The sequence below is a fragment of the Streptomyces sp. NPDC087859 genome, assembly GCF_044742595.1.
Taxonomy (GTDB): Bacteria; Actinomycetota; Actinomycetes; order Streptomycetales; family Streptomycetaceae; genus Streptomyces; species Streptomyces canus_F.
The window spans coordinates 213410-228276 of sequence record NZ_JBIUUU010000001.1 but is presented as its reverse complement, the minus strand read 5'-3'; the positions used below and the strand labels follow the sequence as shown (position 1 = coordinate 228276).

The window sequence follows — 14867 nt, the reverse complement described above, 5'->3', positions numbered from 1 at the left end:
TCCCCCCGTTCATCCCCGCGCCCGTCGCGCCAGCTCGTGCAGCACCGTGGAGGTGGGCACGGGCGCCTGGCGGACGCCGGTCAGTTCCTGCTTGAGATAGGTGCCGGCCGAGGCGAACCCGGCGGCCGCGCCCTGCGGACGGAACCCGTGGCGGACCTCCAGCCCGCGCAACCCGGGGTCCGAGGAGAGGAGTTCGGCGAGCGCCCGGCCGTTCTCGGTCAGCGGTACGACGGTGTGGTCGCTGTTGACCGTGGTGTCCGGGTAGAGGACGACCAGGTCGTCCGGCTGCTGTCCGTCCGCCAGGAGCGAGGCGACCTGCGACTCGTAGACGAGGACGAGCGGGTTGCCGGCCCCGCTGACGAAGTCCCGGAACGCCGCGTCCGTGCTGGTCTGCTGGGCGCCCTGCACGCTGATCAGCTTGCGCAGCAGGGGAGTCGCCTTCCCGACCTCGGCGTCGCTCGCGACGACCTTGCCGCCGTTGCCGACGTAGGACGCGGCGGCCAGATAGAGGGCGCCGGAGTTGGAGGACTCCGGATCGGTGCTGGCGAGGTAGAGCGTGCCGCTCAACTCCCCGTACTTCGCCGCCCCCTTGAGCTGCTGCCAGGTGCGGTCCTCGCGGGCCGCGTCGAGATAGGCGGTCATCCTGAGGGTGCCGCGGTGTTCGGCGTCCAGCGTGGCGAGCCCGTTGCCCGCGAGCACCTCGGCGGCGCTCTTGTGCGCCACGACGACGAGGGGCGAGTAGAAGGGGCGGGGGAGTGTCCCCGGCACCTTGTACTTTGCGGCGAGTTCGACGGCCGGCGCCTGACTGGAGGGAAGGGCGAAGTCGTACCCCTCGAGGTCGAGCCCTTCCATGGCCCAGGACCCGGAGGTCTCGGCCTTCACGGTGAACCCCTTGGCGGCCAGGGCCTTCACCACATCAGGATCGGCGAAGAACTCCGCCTTCTCCGATCCGATCACTCCTCGCACGGTCTTCGTTGCCGTGCTCTTGTCCCCGCTGTCCCGGCCCGCTGCGACGGCTGCCACCACTCCGCCGATCAGCAACACCGCGAGGACGATTCCGATGATTCGTCTCACACAGGCAGAGTGCTCGCGGAACCCAACATTCCCCGGCGGCGGGCATGAACGGGAGGTGTCATACCGACCCCAGTACTGCAACGCGCCCCGAAGGGGCGCGCCCGAAGGGGCGCGGGGAACTGCGCGAGCAACCACAACGAGCCCGCGGCCGCGAGACGACACGAACCCCTACGGCGAAACGCACTGTGTGTGGCGCCCGGTCCGCGCGTCGCTGCGGGTGCACGCGGACCGGGGCCGTTCCGGGGATCAGCCGGCCGCGGTCAACTCACGCGGCTCAGCCAGCGCAGCGGCGTGCGCGTCCATGCGTTCCGCGGCCAGAATCGCCGCCGCCGTGTCCGCACGCGATGCCGCCACCACCAGCGCCCGCCCCGCCAGGGCATGCGCCCGTCGGTGCAGAGGCGCGAGCCGGCCGTCGCCCCCGCCGGAGGCGCGGGCCGGCGTGCTGCCGTTCCGCAGCCGCGTCACCTGCTCGGCCAGCCGGTCCGCGGCCGCGTCGAGGTCGGCCGACGGCGAAGCCGCACGCAGTTCGTCCGTCACCGCCAGCAGGGCCGCCAGATGCCCCGCGAGCTGGAACTCCAGCTCCTCCTCGCGGGTCCGGTGCGGAAAGTCGGACGTGGTGCCGGCCATCGTGCTGTGGACCGACTTGGTGCGGATCGGTTCGTACATGGGATGGCCTCCTGTGCTGTCAGGAAATCATCCTAGCTTAGATTCAGTCTAAAGTTGAGCGGTGAGGCGGATTCGCCTACGGCTGGCTGTAGCCGTCCAGGAAGTTCCCGATCCGCGTCACCGCGTCCCGCAGATCACGGGCGGTGGGCAGCGTCACGACCCGGAAGTGATCGGGCTCGCTCCAGTTGAAGCCGGTGCCCTGGACGACCATGATCTTCTCGCGCCGCAGCAGGTCGAGGACCATCTGCCGGTCGTCCTTGATCTTGAAGACCTTGGGGTCGAGCCGCGGGAAGAGATAGAGCGCGCCCTTCGGCTTCACACAGCTCACGCCCGGGATCTGGGTCAGCAGCTCGTACGCCACGTCCCGCTGCTCGCGCAGCCGCCCGCCCGGCAGCACCAGGTCGTTGATCGTCTGGCGCCCGCTGAGCGCGGCCACGACCCCGTGCTGACCCGGCATGTTCGCGCACAGGCGCATGTTCGCGAGGATGGTGAGGCCCTCGATGTAGGAGTCCGCGTGCGCGCGCGGACCGGAGATCGACATCCAGCCGACCCGGTAGCCCGCGACCCGGTACGCCTTCGACATGCCGTTGAAGGTGAGAGTGAGCAGGTCCGGGGCGACGGCCGAGGTCGGGGTGTGTGTGGCGCCGTCGTAGAGGATCTTGTCGTAGATCTCGTCCGAGCAGACCAGCAGGTTGTGGCGGCGGGCGATGTCGGTCAGGCCCTGGAGCATCGCCTCGTCGTAGACCGCGCCCGTGGGGTTGTTCGGGTTGATGATCACGATCGCCTTGGTGCGGTCGGTGACCTTCCGCTCGATGTCCGCGAGGTCCGGCATCCAGTCGGACTGCTCGTCGCAGCGGTAGTGGACTGCGGTGCCGCCGGAGAGGGAGACCGCGGCGGTCCACAGCGGGTAGTCCGGGGACGGGACGAGGACCTCGTCGCCGTCGTCCAGCAGGGCCTGCATCGCCATCACGATCAGCTCGGAGACGCCGTTGCCGACGAAGACGTGCTCCACGTCGGTCTCGATGCCGAGGGTCTGGTTGTGCATGACGACGGCGCGGCGCGCGGCGAGCAGGCCCTTCGCATCGCCGTACCCATGGGCCGAGGACACGTTGCGGAGGATGTCCTCGAGGATCTCCGGCGGGCAGTCGAAGCCGAAGGCGGCCGGGTTTCCGGTGTTCAGCTTGAGGATGCGGTGGCCCGCCGCCTCAAGCCGCATGGCCTCCTCGAGAACCGGGCCCCGGATCTCGTAACAGACGTTGGCGAGCTTGGTCGACTGGATCACCTGCATGTCTGGGAGCTTACGGCGGGGTAACGCTGCGTGGGTCGTGTTTTCCGCCACGCGAGACGGTGCGGTTTGGTCGGTTATCGCCGGTAGCTGTCACAGGGGCCCCGCCCGTCCCTACAATGCGCGGCCATGTCCAGCCCAGACGAGTACGGAAACGGGACACACGGCGCGCGCGACCCCCAGGGTCCGCCGAACGTGTACCACCCGCAGATCGAGCCGCCCCCGCCGTACGAGGAGTACGCGGACCCGGCCGTCGCGCACGGCTGGCAGAACGCGTACGACGAGACGGCCGAGCTGCCGCGGGTCCCGTCCCGGCGCTCCCGTTCCGGCTCCCGCCGCAAGCCGAGCCCCTGGCGCTCGCGGCGGGTGGCGGTCGCGGCCGGTGCGGTGGGTGCCGTGTCGGCGGCGGCGCTGATCGCCGGGTTCGCCTTCTCGGGAGGCGGGTCGGCGCCGGGTGACGCCGAGGGCAAGCACAGCCGTACGGGGCCGTCGGCGGCCGACGGCTCCACGGAGCCCGGCGAGGGCGGCACCGCGACCGGCTCGGACGGGACCGGGTCGCCGGACGCCGGCGTGTCCTCCTCCCCGGCCTCCAGCGCCTCCCCGTCGCCGACCGCGGAGAAGCCGAAGGAGGCGACGGAGTCGGGGCAGCCCTCGGGCGCCTCCACCACCCCGTCGCCGACCGCGACCGCGAGCCAGTCCGCCCCGGGCAACGCCAACGGCAAGGGACGCGGACAGGGGAGCACGAAAGGGCCCAAGTAACCGTCGTACTGGGTAGGTTGCCCTCGCCGTACGCGCAGTGCCCGTTCCGGCCGGGTTCCGTGATCAGGCTTGTCACAACTTCTTGCCCGATTGCCCACCCCTCTTCACAATGCGCATGACAAACTCACGACGGCCGGAAGATTTCCGGTCGTCCAAGTCGCAAGAGGGGACCCCCACATGAGAAAGCCTCTCGTCGCCGCACTCAGTGTCCTGGCGCTCGCCGGGATGGGTACGGCACCCGCGGTCGCCGCCGAACCCCCGGCCGCGGGCGTCGGCAAGAGCGTGGACACGGACACGGTCACGTCGGTCGTGCACGACCTGGTCACGTCGACCACGTCGGCGGTCGACCAGGCCACGTCGCCGTCGCCCACGCTCCAGGCCGTGACGCTCGCCGGGACCGTCTCGCTCAGCAACTGTTCCGGTTCGGTCATCCGCTTCCCGAACTCCCTGGACACCGACCCGGCCCTGGTGCTCAGCAACGGCCACTGCCTGACCTCCGGCTTCCCGGCGCCCGGCCAGGTCATCACCAACCAGGCCTCCACCCGGACCTTCGGTCTGCTCAACTCCTCCGGCTCCCGGGTCGCGACGCTGCGCGCGAGCAAGCTCGCCTACGCGACGATGACCGACACGGACGTCTCGATCTACCAGCTCACCAGCACGTACGCGACGATCAAGAGCTCGTACAACATCTCCCCGCTGACCGTCCAGGACACCCACCCGACCGCCGGCACCGCCATCACCGTGGCCTCCGGCTACTGGAAGACGCTCTACAACTGCAACATCGACGGGTTCGCGTACCGTCTGAAGGAGGGTGACTGGACCTGGAAGGACTCGGTCCGTTACACCTCCGCCTGCAACACCATCGGGGGCACCTCCGGCTCGCCGGTGATCGACCAGGCCACCGGCAAGGTCGTCGCCGTCAACAACACCGGCAACGAGGACGGCGAGTCCTGCACGGTCAACAACCCGTGCGAGGTCAGCGAGAGCGGCGCCGTCACCGTCCGCCAGGGCATCAACTACGCCCAGGAGATCTACAACATCCCGGCCTGCTTCACGACCCGCAACCAGCTCAACCTGAGCGCGAGCACCTGCACGCTGCCCAAGCCGTAGCGCTCTGGGGGTTGAGGTGGGCGTTCCGTCACACGGGACTGTGACGGATCGCCTTGCCCGCCAGCACGTCCGTCCGTCGGCCGTCCTCGATCACGAACCGGCCGTCGATCAGGACGTGCGGGATGCCCACCGGGAGCGTGCGGGGATTCTCGTACGTCGACCCCGCCGCCACCGTCCCCGGATCGAAGAGCACCAGGTCGGCCCGGTACCCCTCACGCACCAGCCCGCGGTCCGGCAGGCGCAGTCGTGCCGCCGGGCGGCCGGTCAGATGGCCCACGCACTCCTCCAGGGACAGCACCCCCAACTCCCTGACGTACCGGCCGAGATAGTGCGGGAAGGTGCCGTACGCGCGGGGGTGCGGCTTCGTTCCCTGGAGGATGCCGTCCGAGCCGCCGGTGTGGGCCGGGTGGCGCATGATCTGCCGGACGTTCTCCTCGTGGCCCACGTGTTGGAGGATCGTCGTCCCGAGCCGGTCCCGCACGAGCAGTCGGCGCGCGGTCGTCCAGGGGGTCTCGCCGCGCGACTCGGCGGACTGCTGGACCGTACGGCCGACGAAGTCGCCCAGTGACGGATCGCCGACCCCCGAGATCTCGATCGTGTCCCACTCGATGGGCACCCCGTGGCAGCCGTCCGCGCCGACGACCTCCAGGTGGTGCCGGATCCGCTCGGCCGTTCCCTCGTCCGCGAGCCGCTCCAGGATCCGCTCCGGCCCGCCCTCGCTCGCCCAACTCGGCAGCATCGCCACGAGGGTGGTGCAGCCGGGTGTGTAGGGGTACGTGTCGAGGCTGATGTCGGCGCCCTGTGCGAGCGCGTCGTCGAGCAGGGCCAGCAGCTCGGGCGCCCGGCCCTTGTTCACGCCGAAGTTCATGGTGGCGTGGGCGAGATGGAGGGGGCAGCCCGCCTCCCGGGTCAGGGCGACCATCTCCTCGTACGCCTCGAGGGCCCCGGCCCCGTACGAGCGGTGGTGCGGGCAGTAGTAGCCGCCGTACGCCGCCACCACCCGGCACAGCTCGGTGAGTTCGGCGTTCTTGGCGTACATGCCGGGCGTGTAGGTGAGCCCCGACGACATGCCGACCGCGCCCTGCTCCATGCCCTCGGCGACCAACTGCCGCATCCGCTCCAGCTCCTGAGGGGTCGCCTCCCGGTCCTCCCAGCCGACGGCCAGCATGCGGACGGTCCCCTGGGGGATCAGATAGGCCGCGTTGACGGCGATGCCCCGGCCTTCGAAACCGAAGTCAAGGCGGTCGAGGTACTCGCCCACCGACCGCCAGTCGAAGTCGATGTCGTCGCCGTACCCGTTCCAGCCGGTGATGGCGCGGCGGACCTCCGCGAGGGTGCGGTCGTCGACGGGGGCGTACGACAGCCCGTCCTGGCCCAGGACTTCGAGCGTGACCCCCTGCGCGGCCTTGGCGCTGTGGTCGGGGTCGCGCAGGAGGGCGAGGTCGCTGTGGGCGTGCATGTCGATGAAGCCGGGGGAGAGGACGAGGCCCTCCGCGTCCAGCTCACGTCGGGCCGTGGGACGTTGGCAGCCCGCGTCGGCCGCCTCCTTGACGATCGAGACGATCCGGCCGCCGTCGACCACGACGTCCGCGCGGTACGACGGCGCACCGCTGCCGTCCACGACGTCCGCGTCCCGGATGACGAGTTCCTCCATCGGCGACAGCCCCCTCAGAAGTAGGTGCGGATGTAGTCGACGACCGTGCCGTCCGCCTCGGCCACCGGGATCAGCTGCCACTTGTCGAAGGACGTGCACGGATGGGACAGCCCCAGGCCGAGCCAGTCACCGACCTCCAGATCGGCCTCGGGCCCGGTGCGCAGCCAGGCGTGCTGGTCGGACAGGCCGGTCACCTCGATGCCGTCCGCCGGGCGCTCCACCCCTTCCCGCCGTACGACCTGGGCGAACGGCAGATGGAGGTCGTAGGCCGCGTCCCGCTTGCCCGCGTTGGCGAAGGCCTGCTCGGGTGAGGGCCGGGAGACGACCTGCGTCCACAGCCGGAACGCCGGTTCGAGGGCACCCTCCTCCGGGACCCGGTTGAAGGGGGTGATCTTCCGGTAGTGGCCGTCGTCGTGCGAGACGTACGCGCCGGAGCGGAGCAGCTTCAGTACGGGAAGGGACAGTTCGGGGATCTCCGCGAACACGTCGGCGACGGCGTCGAACCAGGCGCTGCCGCCCGCGCTGACGACGATCTCGTCCGTCCCGCCGAACCGCCCGTCCTTGTCGAACGCGACCGCGAGGGAGACGAGCCGCCGCAGCCAGGCGTGCACACGCTCGGGGTCGGCGTCCGGGACCTCCCCCTCGTACCCGGCGACACCGACGAGCCGCAGGGTCGGTACGGCGGCCACGGCGTCGGCGACGGCGGCACACTCGGCCTCCGTGCGGACCCCGGTACGGGCGCCGTCGCCGGCGGCGAGCTCGACGACCACGTCGAGGGGGCGGCCGGCTCCGCGCAGGGCCGCGTCCATGAGCTCGACCCCGCGTACGGAGTCGACGTAGCAGATGAGACGGAAGCCGGGGTCGGAGTCGAGTTCGGCGGAGATCCAGCGGAGCGCGGCCGGGTCGACGAGTTCGTTGGCGAGGAAGACGCGTCGCGTGCCGAAAGCCCGGGCGACGCGGACCTGGTGCGGTACGGCGAGGGTGATGCCCCACGCCCCGTGTTCGATCTGCCGCTGGAACAGCTGGGGTGCCATGGAGGTCTTGCCGTGCGGGGCGAACGCGAGTCCGTGCCGTTCGGAGTACGTCTCCATGAGCCGCAGATTGTGCTCCAGGCGCTCGGCGGAGAGGGCCAGTACGGGGGTCGTGAAGCCGTCGGTGAAGAGGTTGCGGCGCTGGGCGGCGAGCTCGGCGACGGTGAGGCCGTCGGCGTCCGGGGGGAGGCCCTTGAAGCGGTGGTCGACACGGTCCTCTGCGAGGCGGGCGAGCGCTTCGGAGGGGCTGTCGGCTGTCATGGAGCCTCCCTGATCTGGTGCGTTGCGCTCAGTGCAACGTCCATTGCGTATATCGCTTACTGCTGTCTAACATCTCGGCCAACGCAGGGTCAATGGACCCCCATGACCGAGACCGAGGAGCTACGACCATCGTGACCAACGCCCCCGACATCGTGGATGTCGTCGCGCTCGGCGAGTCCATGGTCACGTTCCTGCCCACACGGCCCGGCCGTCTCGCCGATGTGCCGTCGTTCGAGCGGGGGATCGGCGGGGCGGAGTCGAACCTGGCCTGCGGGCTGGCCGCCGCGGGGCACTCCGTGCGGTGGGTGAGCCGGGTGGGCGCGGACGGCTTCGGTGACCATCTGGTGGCGACGATCGGTTCGTACGGCGTGGACGTGTCGGCCGTACGCCGTGATCCGGCGCGGCCGACCGGGGTGTACTTCCGTACGGCGGGGGACCGGGGCACGGATGCGCACGAGGTCGCCTACTACCGGGCGGGGTCGGCGGCATCGGCGATGTCGGCGGAGAACGTGGATCTGGGCGCGGTGCGGGCCGGGCGAGTGCTGCATCTGACGGGGATCACTGCGGCGTTGTCCGGGGGCTGCGTGGATCTGCTGCGCGAGCTGACGGCTCCGGGTGAGGGACGTCCGCTGATCTCCTTCGACGTGAACCACCGGCCCGACCTGTGGCGGGACGCCGAGGGGGCGGGAGTGGTGCTGGAACTGGCCCGCCGGGCGGATGTGGTGTTCGTGGGGGAGGACGAGGCGGAGGAGACGTGGGGGGTGACCGGTGGCCCCTCCGCGGTCCGGGAGTTCTTGCCCGAGCCGGGCGTGCTGGTGGTGAAGCAAGGGGGAAGGGGAGCTACGGCATTCGTGTCGGCTCCGGGCCGGAGGGGGCTGGTCGCGCAGTTCCCCGCGCCCCTTGGGTCGGGTGGCGGCTCGGCGTCACAAGGTGCGGCTTCCTTGCCTGCGCCGGCTGCGGGTGAGCCGGAGCTGCGCAGCCTGCGGGCATGCGTGCCGCCTAGGGCGGCACGGGTGGGCGCAGGCGGCACCCGGCCGGCGCCGGCTAGCGAAACGCCCCCTACAACAACGCCCGCGGCGGGCACTGTTCAGTCGGCCACCCCCGACGCCGTCACCTTCGTCCCCGCCCTCGACGTCGACGTCGTAGCCACCACCGGCGCCGGAGACGCCTTTGCCGCCGGGTTTCTCTCCGCCACCCTCCGAGGGCTCCCCGCGAAGTCCGCCCTCCGTCACGCCCACCTCCACGCCGCCGCCACCCTCACCACCCCCGGCGACCTCGCCGTACCCCCTGCCCGCGACACCGCCGACCGCCTGGCAGCCGTGGACGACGGCACCTGGGAGACACTTCGACTCGGCCCCGGCTGGACGCAAGCCGTGCAGGCCCCGGAGGAGGTACGCATTCCATGAGCCAGACCGTCGACCGCGCGCTCAGCATCCTGCCGCTGCTCGCAGAAGGTCCCGCAGACCTGGGACAGGTCGCCGACCGCCTCGGCGTCCACAAGTCCACGGCACTGCGGCTCCTGCGCACGCTCCACGAACACGGCATGGTCTACCGCCAGTCCGACCAGCGCTACCGCCTCGGCGCCCGCCTCATCGCGCTGGCCCAGGAGGCGATGGAGAACCTGGACATCCGCGAGATCGCCCACCCCCACCTCGTACGCCTCAACGAGCAGTGCGGCCACACCGTCCACCTCGCCGTGTACGAGGAGGCCGAGGTCCTCTACATCGACAAGGTCGAGAGCCGCTACCCGGTCAGGATGTACTCCCGGATCGGCAAGCCCGTCGCGATCACCGTCGCGGCCGTGGCCAAGCTGCTCCTCGCCGATCTCCACGAGTCCGAGCGCCGCACCCTCGCGGACAAGCTCGAGTACCCCATGTACACGTCCCGTTCGACCCCCAACGCACCGGCTTTCCTGAAGGAGTTGGAGCGCGTGCGCGAACAGGGCTGGGCCACCGACCTCGGTGGCCACGAGGAGTCCATCAACTGCGTCGCCGCACCGATCCGCGGCGCCGACGGCAGGGTCGTGGCCGCGATGTCGGTCTCCGCCCCCAACGTGGTCGTCACCGCCGACGAACTCCTCACCCTCCTCCCGCTGGTCCGCCGTACCGCGGACACCGTCAGCGGCGAGTACTCCGGCAGAACCCCCGTCAAGGAAGCCACCTCATGACCGAGAAGACCGAGAAGATCGCGCTCACCCCCAAGACCCACACCACCCCGCCCGCGAAGTTCTCGCACGGCGTGCGCAAGGGCAACATCCTCCAGGTGGCCGGCCAGGTCGGCTTCCTCCCCGCGCAGGACGGCAAGCCGCCGACGCCCGCCGGCCCCACCCTGCGCGAGCAGACCCTGCAGACCCTCGCCAACGTCAAGGCGATCCTGGAGGAGGGCGGCGCGAACTGGGACGACGTGATGATGATCCGCGTCTACCTCACGGACGTCGACCACTTCGCCGAGATGAACGGCATCTACAACACCTACTTCGAGGAACAGGGCCTCACCGCGCCCCCGGCCGCCCGCACGACGGTCTACGTCGGCCTCCCCGCCGGACTCCTCATCGAGATCGACGCGCTCGCCGTACTCGGCTGAGCCCGCACCCCCTCAACTCCCGCACGCCGTAACCAGTCGGCATGGCCCCCACGGGTGGCCATGCCGCGATTCGCCCTGCCCGAAAGCTGCATGTACTTACGCAGAGGACCCCCATGTCCCAACCGCTCGCCGCAGTCACCGAAGCTCCCCCGCACACAGGTGGTCTGCTCCTCCTCATCGACGGCACGGCCGGTCTCCTGACCGTCGCCGCCATCGGTATCGCCCTCCTCCTCTTCCTGATCATCAAGGTCAGACTCCAGCCGTTCGTCGCCCTCCTCGCCGTCTCCATAGCCGTCGGCCTCCTCGCGGGCCTCTCGGTCACCGAACTCTTCGGCACGGTCCAGCGCTCCGACGCCGTCTCCACCATCGAGTCCGGCATGGGCGGCATCCTCGGCCATGTCGCGATCATCATCGGCCTGGGCACGATGCTCGGCGCGATCCTCGAAGTCAGCGGTGGCGCCGAGGTGTTGGCGTCCCGCCTCCTCAACCTCTTCGGTGAGAAGAGGGCACCCCTCGCGATGGGCCTCACCGGCCTCATCTTCGGCATCCCGGTCTTCTTCGACGTGGGCATCTTCGTCCTCGCCCCGATCGTGTACGCGGCGGCGAAGCGCAGCGGCCGGTCGATCCTGCTCTACTGCCTCCCCCTCCTGGCCGGTCTGTCGATGACCCACGCCTTCCTGCCCCCGCACCCCGGCCCGGTGGCCGCCGCCGGACTGCTCCACGTGGACCTCGGCTGGGTCATCCTGATGGGCGTGGTCTGCGGCATCCCGGCGGTCCTGGCCGCCTGGGCGTACTCCGCGTGGATCGGCCGGCGCATCTTCGTGGCCGTACCGCAGGACATGGTGGAAGCGGCCGCGGAGGCCAGGCTCGCGGTCGTCAACGAGCAGCGCGAGCAGGGCGTGGAGCCCCGCGAGGACCCGGTCCCGCTGGGCACGGTCCTCGGCATCATCGGCACCCCGCTGGTCCTGATCCTCGCCGCCACCTTCTCCTCGATCGCCCTGGACCCCTCCACGGGCCGCTCGGTGATCGAGTTCTTCGGCAGCCCCTTCGTCGCCCTGACGATCGCGCTGCTCCTCGCCTACTACCTCCTGGGCCTCCGGCGCGGCTGGTCCCGCAAGTCCCTGGAGACCGTCTCGACGGCCTCGCTCAAGCCGGTCGGCAACATCCTGCTCGTCGTGGGCGCGGGCGGGGTCTTCGGCGCGATCCTCAAGGCGAGCGGCGTGGCCCAGGCGCTCTCGGACACCTTCAACGACGTGGGCCTCCCGGTGATCGTCCTGTCGTACCTGATCTCGGTGGTCCTGCGGGTGGCCCAGGGCTCGGCGACGGTGGCGATCGTGACGACGGCGGGCATCGTGGCGCCCCTGCTCTCGGCGGGCGACCACTCCCAGGCCTTCGTGGCCCTGGTCATCATGGCCATCTCGGCGGGCTCGATCTTCGCCTCGCACGTGAACGACGGCGGCTTCTGGATGGTGGCCAAGTACTTCGGCATCAGCGAGCGGGACACGCTGAAGACCTGGACGGTCCTGGAGACGGTCCTGTCGGTGGTCGGCTTCGTGATGGCGGCGGTGCTGAGCCTGTTCGTGTAGGCGGCGGGCGGCCGTGATGGACGGATCTGTTCCCACACCGGAGGTGAACCCGCGCGAGGCCGGTGCGTCGGTGGGGGGGACAGATCCGCCGATTCGTCGTACCCGGCAGGCGACCTCGGCCCCCGGCGCCCCACGGCACAGCTTCGTCCGCCATACTTCCCGCTGTGGAGCAGCGCATAGGTTCGAGCAGCAAGCCCCTGGAAGGCGCCGGGTTCGACCCGGCCTTCATCCCCGGGCTGACCTCACCCGTGTCCGGCGAGCCCGAGGACGTCGAGCCGGAGGACGCCGAGGAGCCCCTCGCGGAGGAGGTGTCCCTCACGAAGAAGGAGGCCGCCGACACCGAGGAGGAACCCACTCCCGACGAGCCGGAGGCGGACGCGGCGGACGGCCCTGTCTTCGAGGCGTCCGACCGCCGCGCGAAGATCGTCGCCGACGCGAAGGGCGTACGCCTGAGCCTCGACGAGGAGCGGTGCGAGTTCCGCTGGGACGAGATCGGCGCGATCGAGACCGAGACGCCGCGCTTCGGCAAGCGGTACACGATCACCGTGCACACCCCGGACCGGCGCTGGTACCCGATCGAGATCGAGGCCACGTCGCGGGCGCGCTTCGAGGAGTGGGACGAGCAGCTGGACGCCGTCCTCGACGCCTACTTCGAAGACGACGCCGCCGCCGACGACGTCGATGACAGGACCGAGGACGACTAGTCCCGCCCAGGGGCGCGGGGAACTGCGCGACCGGCCATCACCGGCCCGCAGCTCCCCGCCGACCTGACCACCTCTAACTGCAGTACTGCGTCTCCTTGCCGATGGACCGGTACATACAGTCGGAGTTCTCCAGCAGCTGGAGCACGGCGTCCCGGTTGCGCGCGGTCTCCGCCGCGATCACCTCGTCGGGCGGGTAGAAGCCGCCCCCGGAGCTCGACGACGGGTACATCTCGAAGGTGTACCCGAAGATCTTCTGGCTGCCCCACAGCCAGTCGTCGATCGATCCGTCGGTGATGTACAGGTCGCTGGACTGCTCGGGCGTGTAGCCGTTGCTCGCGGCCATCTTCCCGCCGACCGTCGCGAAGGCGTTGCGGTCGTCGGCCGTCATGCCGGTGGCCGTGTTCGCCGTCGTGTACCCGTAGGGCCACAGGACCAGTTCGCTGTACGTGTGGAAGTCGATGCCGGCCTTGATCTGCTGCACGCCGCCGACGACCCGGCTGCGGACGAAGTTGGCGACGACCTTGACCTCGGGCGCCGACTCGGCCGCCGTGCCGCGGTACGTCTCCGAGGACGTCGACCCGGACGAGCCCCCGCAGCAGCCGAACCGGTAGGCCCAGTTGCGGTTGAGGTCGGTACCGACGTACGAGGAACCGGAGTTGGGCTGCCGGTTCTTGCGCCACGAGCGGTAGGAGCCGGTCGCGACGTCGTACTCGCCGCCGTCGGGGTTGAGGTCCGGGACGATCCAGATCTCGCGGCTGTTGACCATGTTGGTCACGCGGGAGTCGGTGCCGTAGTCCGAGGTCAGCTCGTTGAGCAGGTACAGCGCCATCTCGACGGTGAGGTGCTCACGGGCGTGCTGGTGGTGGGTGAACAGCACCTCGGGCTCGGACTCGTCGGTCGCCACGTTGTCGCTGATCTTGATGGCCACGATGTTCCGGCCCTGGTACGAGGTGCCGATCACGCGGGTGCTCGCGATGGACGAGTGGGCGGAGACGACCGAGTTGATCTCGCTCGTCATCTCCGCGTAGTTGTGGTACCTCGAGTCGGCCGAGGGGAAGTCGAGGATTCCGACCTCGCCGTCCGCGGCGGAGGACCGGTCGGGGACCGCGCCGAGGGCCGTGATCTCGTAGCCCTGTGCGCGCAGTTTCTTGATCTGGTCGGCACGGCCGGAGATCACGACACCGTGGTCGTCCACCTCGTCGATGGCCACGCCGGCCTGCTGGAGGGCCGAGCGTTCCTTGACCGTCGCGTGGGTGTGGACCTCGTACTGGCGGATGTCGTCCGCCGAGGGAGCCGCCTTGGTGGTGCTGTCGGCGCTCGCGCCCGGGGAGAGGGGTGCCGCGAGCGCGAGGGCGAGGAGGGCGGCGAACACGGCGGTACGTCTTCCGCCGTGGGCGCCTGAGCCTCGTATGCGAAGTCGCATGAAGTCTCCTAGTTTCTCCAGGGGTTCCGGGGTCGCCGGGCCTGAAGCAAGTGGGGATACAGGTGACTCACAGGTGCGGGTGCGGCGCTCATCGTGCGCCTATGGCATGAGCAGGTCAAGAGTCAATAAAGGCGCGGTGGCCGGAACCCGGCGGCCGTGGCCCGATCCCGAACTGACGCACGTAGGTCGTGAATCGGGTATTCCTCCCCGTGTGTGTCACGGTCGCGGCGGACATCCTGCTCCCATGCTGCAACTCTCCGGGGCCCGCCCCCCGGACCCCGATCCTCGGTACGCCTCGTATCCCCAACCCCCTTTGGGGGCAGGCCATCTGAGCGTCGAGTACGCCCCCCGTCCCGCCGCCGTCCGCGAGGCCCGCGCCACGGTCCGCCGACAGCTGGAGAGGTGGGGGCTCGCGGACCGGGAGGACCTGCTGGACACGGCCGAGCTGCTCGTCAGCGAACTCGCCACCAACGCCCTCCTCCACTCGGCGAGCGGCTTCCGACTCACCCTCTCCGCCTCGCACGGCGTGCTGCGCTGCGAGGTCGCCGATGTCGGCCGCCGCACTCCCCGGGTGCTCCGGGCGGGCACCGCGGAGAGCGGCCGGGGGATGTTCCTGGTGGATGCGCTTGCCCGGCGCTGGGGCTGCCACCAGGACGGGCCGGGCAAGACCGTGTGGTTCGAGCTCGGCACGTGCGGGTCCGACGACTGTGGTCGGCGACAGTCGTTCTGAC

Annotated in this window: 14 protein-coding genes; 8 read left to right on the top strand and 6 right to left on the bottom strand. The window is 70.3% G+C overall.

The annotated features are described in order from the left end of the window. Positions 1-9: 9 nt before the first annotated feature. The 3 genes from ACIOHP_RS01060 to ACIOHP_RS01050 all read right to left on the bottom strand — a co-directional run bounded on the left by ACIOHP_RS01060 (position 10) and on the right by ACIOHP_RS01050 (position 3028). A complete protein-coding gene (locus tag ACIOHP_RS01060) occupies positions 10-1074 on the bottom strand; it encodes a hypothetical protein (protein WP_401882136.1) in 1065 nt (354 codons plus the stop codon). 246 nt (positions 1075-1320) lie between these two features. Further along, positions 1321-1740, bottom strand: a complete 420-nt coding sequence (locus ACIOHP_RS01055) for a hypothetical protein (RefSeq protein ID WP_401882133.1) — start codon at positions 1738-1740, stop codon at positions 1321-1323. Positions 1741-1816: 76 nt separating this feature from the next. Further along, positions 1817-3028 carry a pyridoxal phosphate-dependent aminotransferase gene (locus ACIOHP_RS01050; RefSeq protein WP_361548645.1) on the bottom strand — a complete coding sequence of 404 codons (1212 nt, stop codon included), beginning with the start codon at positions 3026-3028 and terminating at the stop codon, positions 1817-1819. A 126-nt stretch (positions 3029-3154) separates the two neighbouring features. Between ACIOHP_RS01050 and ACIOHP_RS01045 the strand changes: the two genes are divergently transcribed. Together ACIOHP_RS01045 and ACIOHP_RS01040 are read left to right on the top strand one after the other, a co-directional pair. Continuing rightward, complete coding sequence (locus ACIOHP_RS01045) at positions 3155-3784, top strand: hypothetical protein (RefSeq protein ID WP_401882130.1); 630 nt, start codon at positions 3155-3157, stop codon at positions 3782-3784. Between the two features lie 177 nt (positions 3785-3961). Next, positions 3962-4894 carry a serine protease gene (locus ACIOHP_RS01040; protein WP_401882128.1) on the top strand — a complete coding sequence of 311 codons (933 nt, stop codon included), beginning with the start codon at positions 3962-3964 and terminating at the stop codon, positions 4892-4894. A gap of 28 nt (positions 4895-4922) precedes the next feature. Here the strand turns inward: ACIOHP_RS01040 and ACIOHP_RS01035 are convergent, their stop codons facing one another. Then, on the bottom strand, positions 4923-6548 hold the full coding sequence (locus ACIOHP_RS01035) for an amidohydrolase family protein (protein ID WP_401882125.1): 1626 nt from the start codon (positions 6546-6548) through the stop codon (positions 4923-4925). 14 nt (positions 6549-6562) lie between these two features. Continuing rightward, the gene (locus ACIOHP_RS01030) at positions 6563-7840 is read right to left on the bottom strand and encodes an amino acid deaminase (protein ID WP_401882122.1); all 1278 of its coding nucleotides are present in this window, start codon (positions 7838-7840) and stop codon (positions 6563-6565) included. A gap of 92 nt (positions 7841-7932) precedes the next feature. On the opposite strand from ACIOHP_RS01030, the gene ACIOHP_RS01025 reads away from it, so the two are divergent. The 5 genes from ACIOHP_RS01025 (at position 7933) to ACIOHP_RS01005 (ending at position 12713) form a co-directional block, all read left to right on the top strand. Further along, positions 7933-9246, top strand: a complete 1314-nt coding sequence (locus ACIOHP_RS01025; RefSeq protein ID WP_401882119.1) for a sugar kinase — start codon at positions 7933-7935, stop codon at positions 9244-9246. After that, entirely contained in the window at positions 9243-10007 is a 765-nt protein-coding gene (locus ACIOHP_RS01020; protein WP_266888636.1) for an IclR family transcriptional regulator, read from the top strand. Before ACIOHP_RS01025 ends, ACIOHP_RS01020 begins: the two co-directional genes overlap by 4 nt. Beyond that, entirely contained in the window at positions 10004-10423 is a 420-nt protein-coding gene (locus ACIOHP_RS01015; protein ID WP_401882116.1) for a RidA family protein, read from the top strand. The genes ACIOHP_RS01020 and ACIOHP_RS01015 overlap by 4 nt, the downstream gene beginning before the upstream one ends. Before the next feature lie 113 nt (positions 10424-10536). After that, on the top strand, positions 10537-12009 hold the full coding sequence (locus tag ACIOHP_RS01010) for a GntP family permease (protein ID WP_401882113.1): 1473 nt from the start codon (positions 10537-10539) through the stop codon (positions 12007-12009). Between the two features lie 164 nt (positions 12010-12173). Further along, positions 12174-12713 carry a hypothetical protein gene (locus tag ACIOHP_RS01005; RefSeq protein WP_401882111.1) on the top strand — a complete coding sequence of 180 codons (540 nt, stop codon included), beginning with the start codon at positions 12174-12176 and terminating at the stop codon, positions 12711-12713. 73 nt (positions 12714-12786) lie between these two features. Here the strand turns inward: ACIOHP_RS01005 and ACIOHP_RS01000 are convergent, their stop codons facing one another. Next, positions 12787-14136, bottom strand: a complete 1350-nt coding sequence (locus ACIOHP_RS01000; protein WP_401882108.1) for a M14 family metallopeptidase — start codon at positions 14134-14136, stop codon at positions 12787-12789. A gap of 244 nt (positions 14137-14380) precedes the next feature. Between ACIOHP_RS01000 and ACIOHP_RS00995 the strand changes: the two genes are divergently transcribed. Next, a complete protein-coding gene (locus tag ACIOHP_RS00995; protein WP_401882105.1) occupies positions 14381-14866 on the top strand; it encodes an ATP-binding protein in 486 nt (161 codons plus the stop codon). The last annotated feature ends 1 nt before the right edge of the window (position 14867 follow it).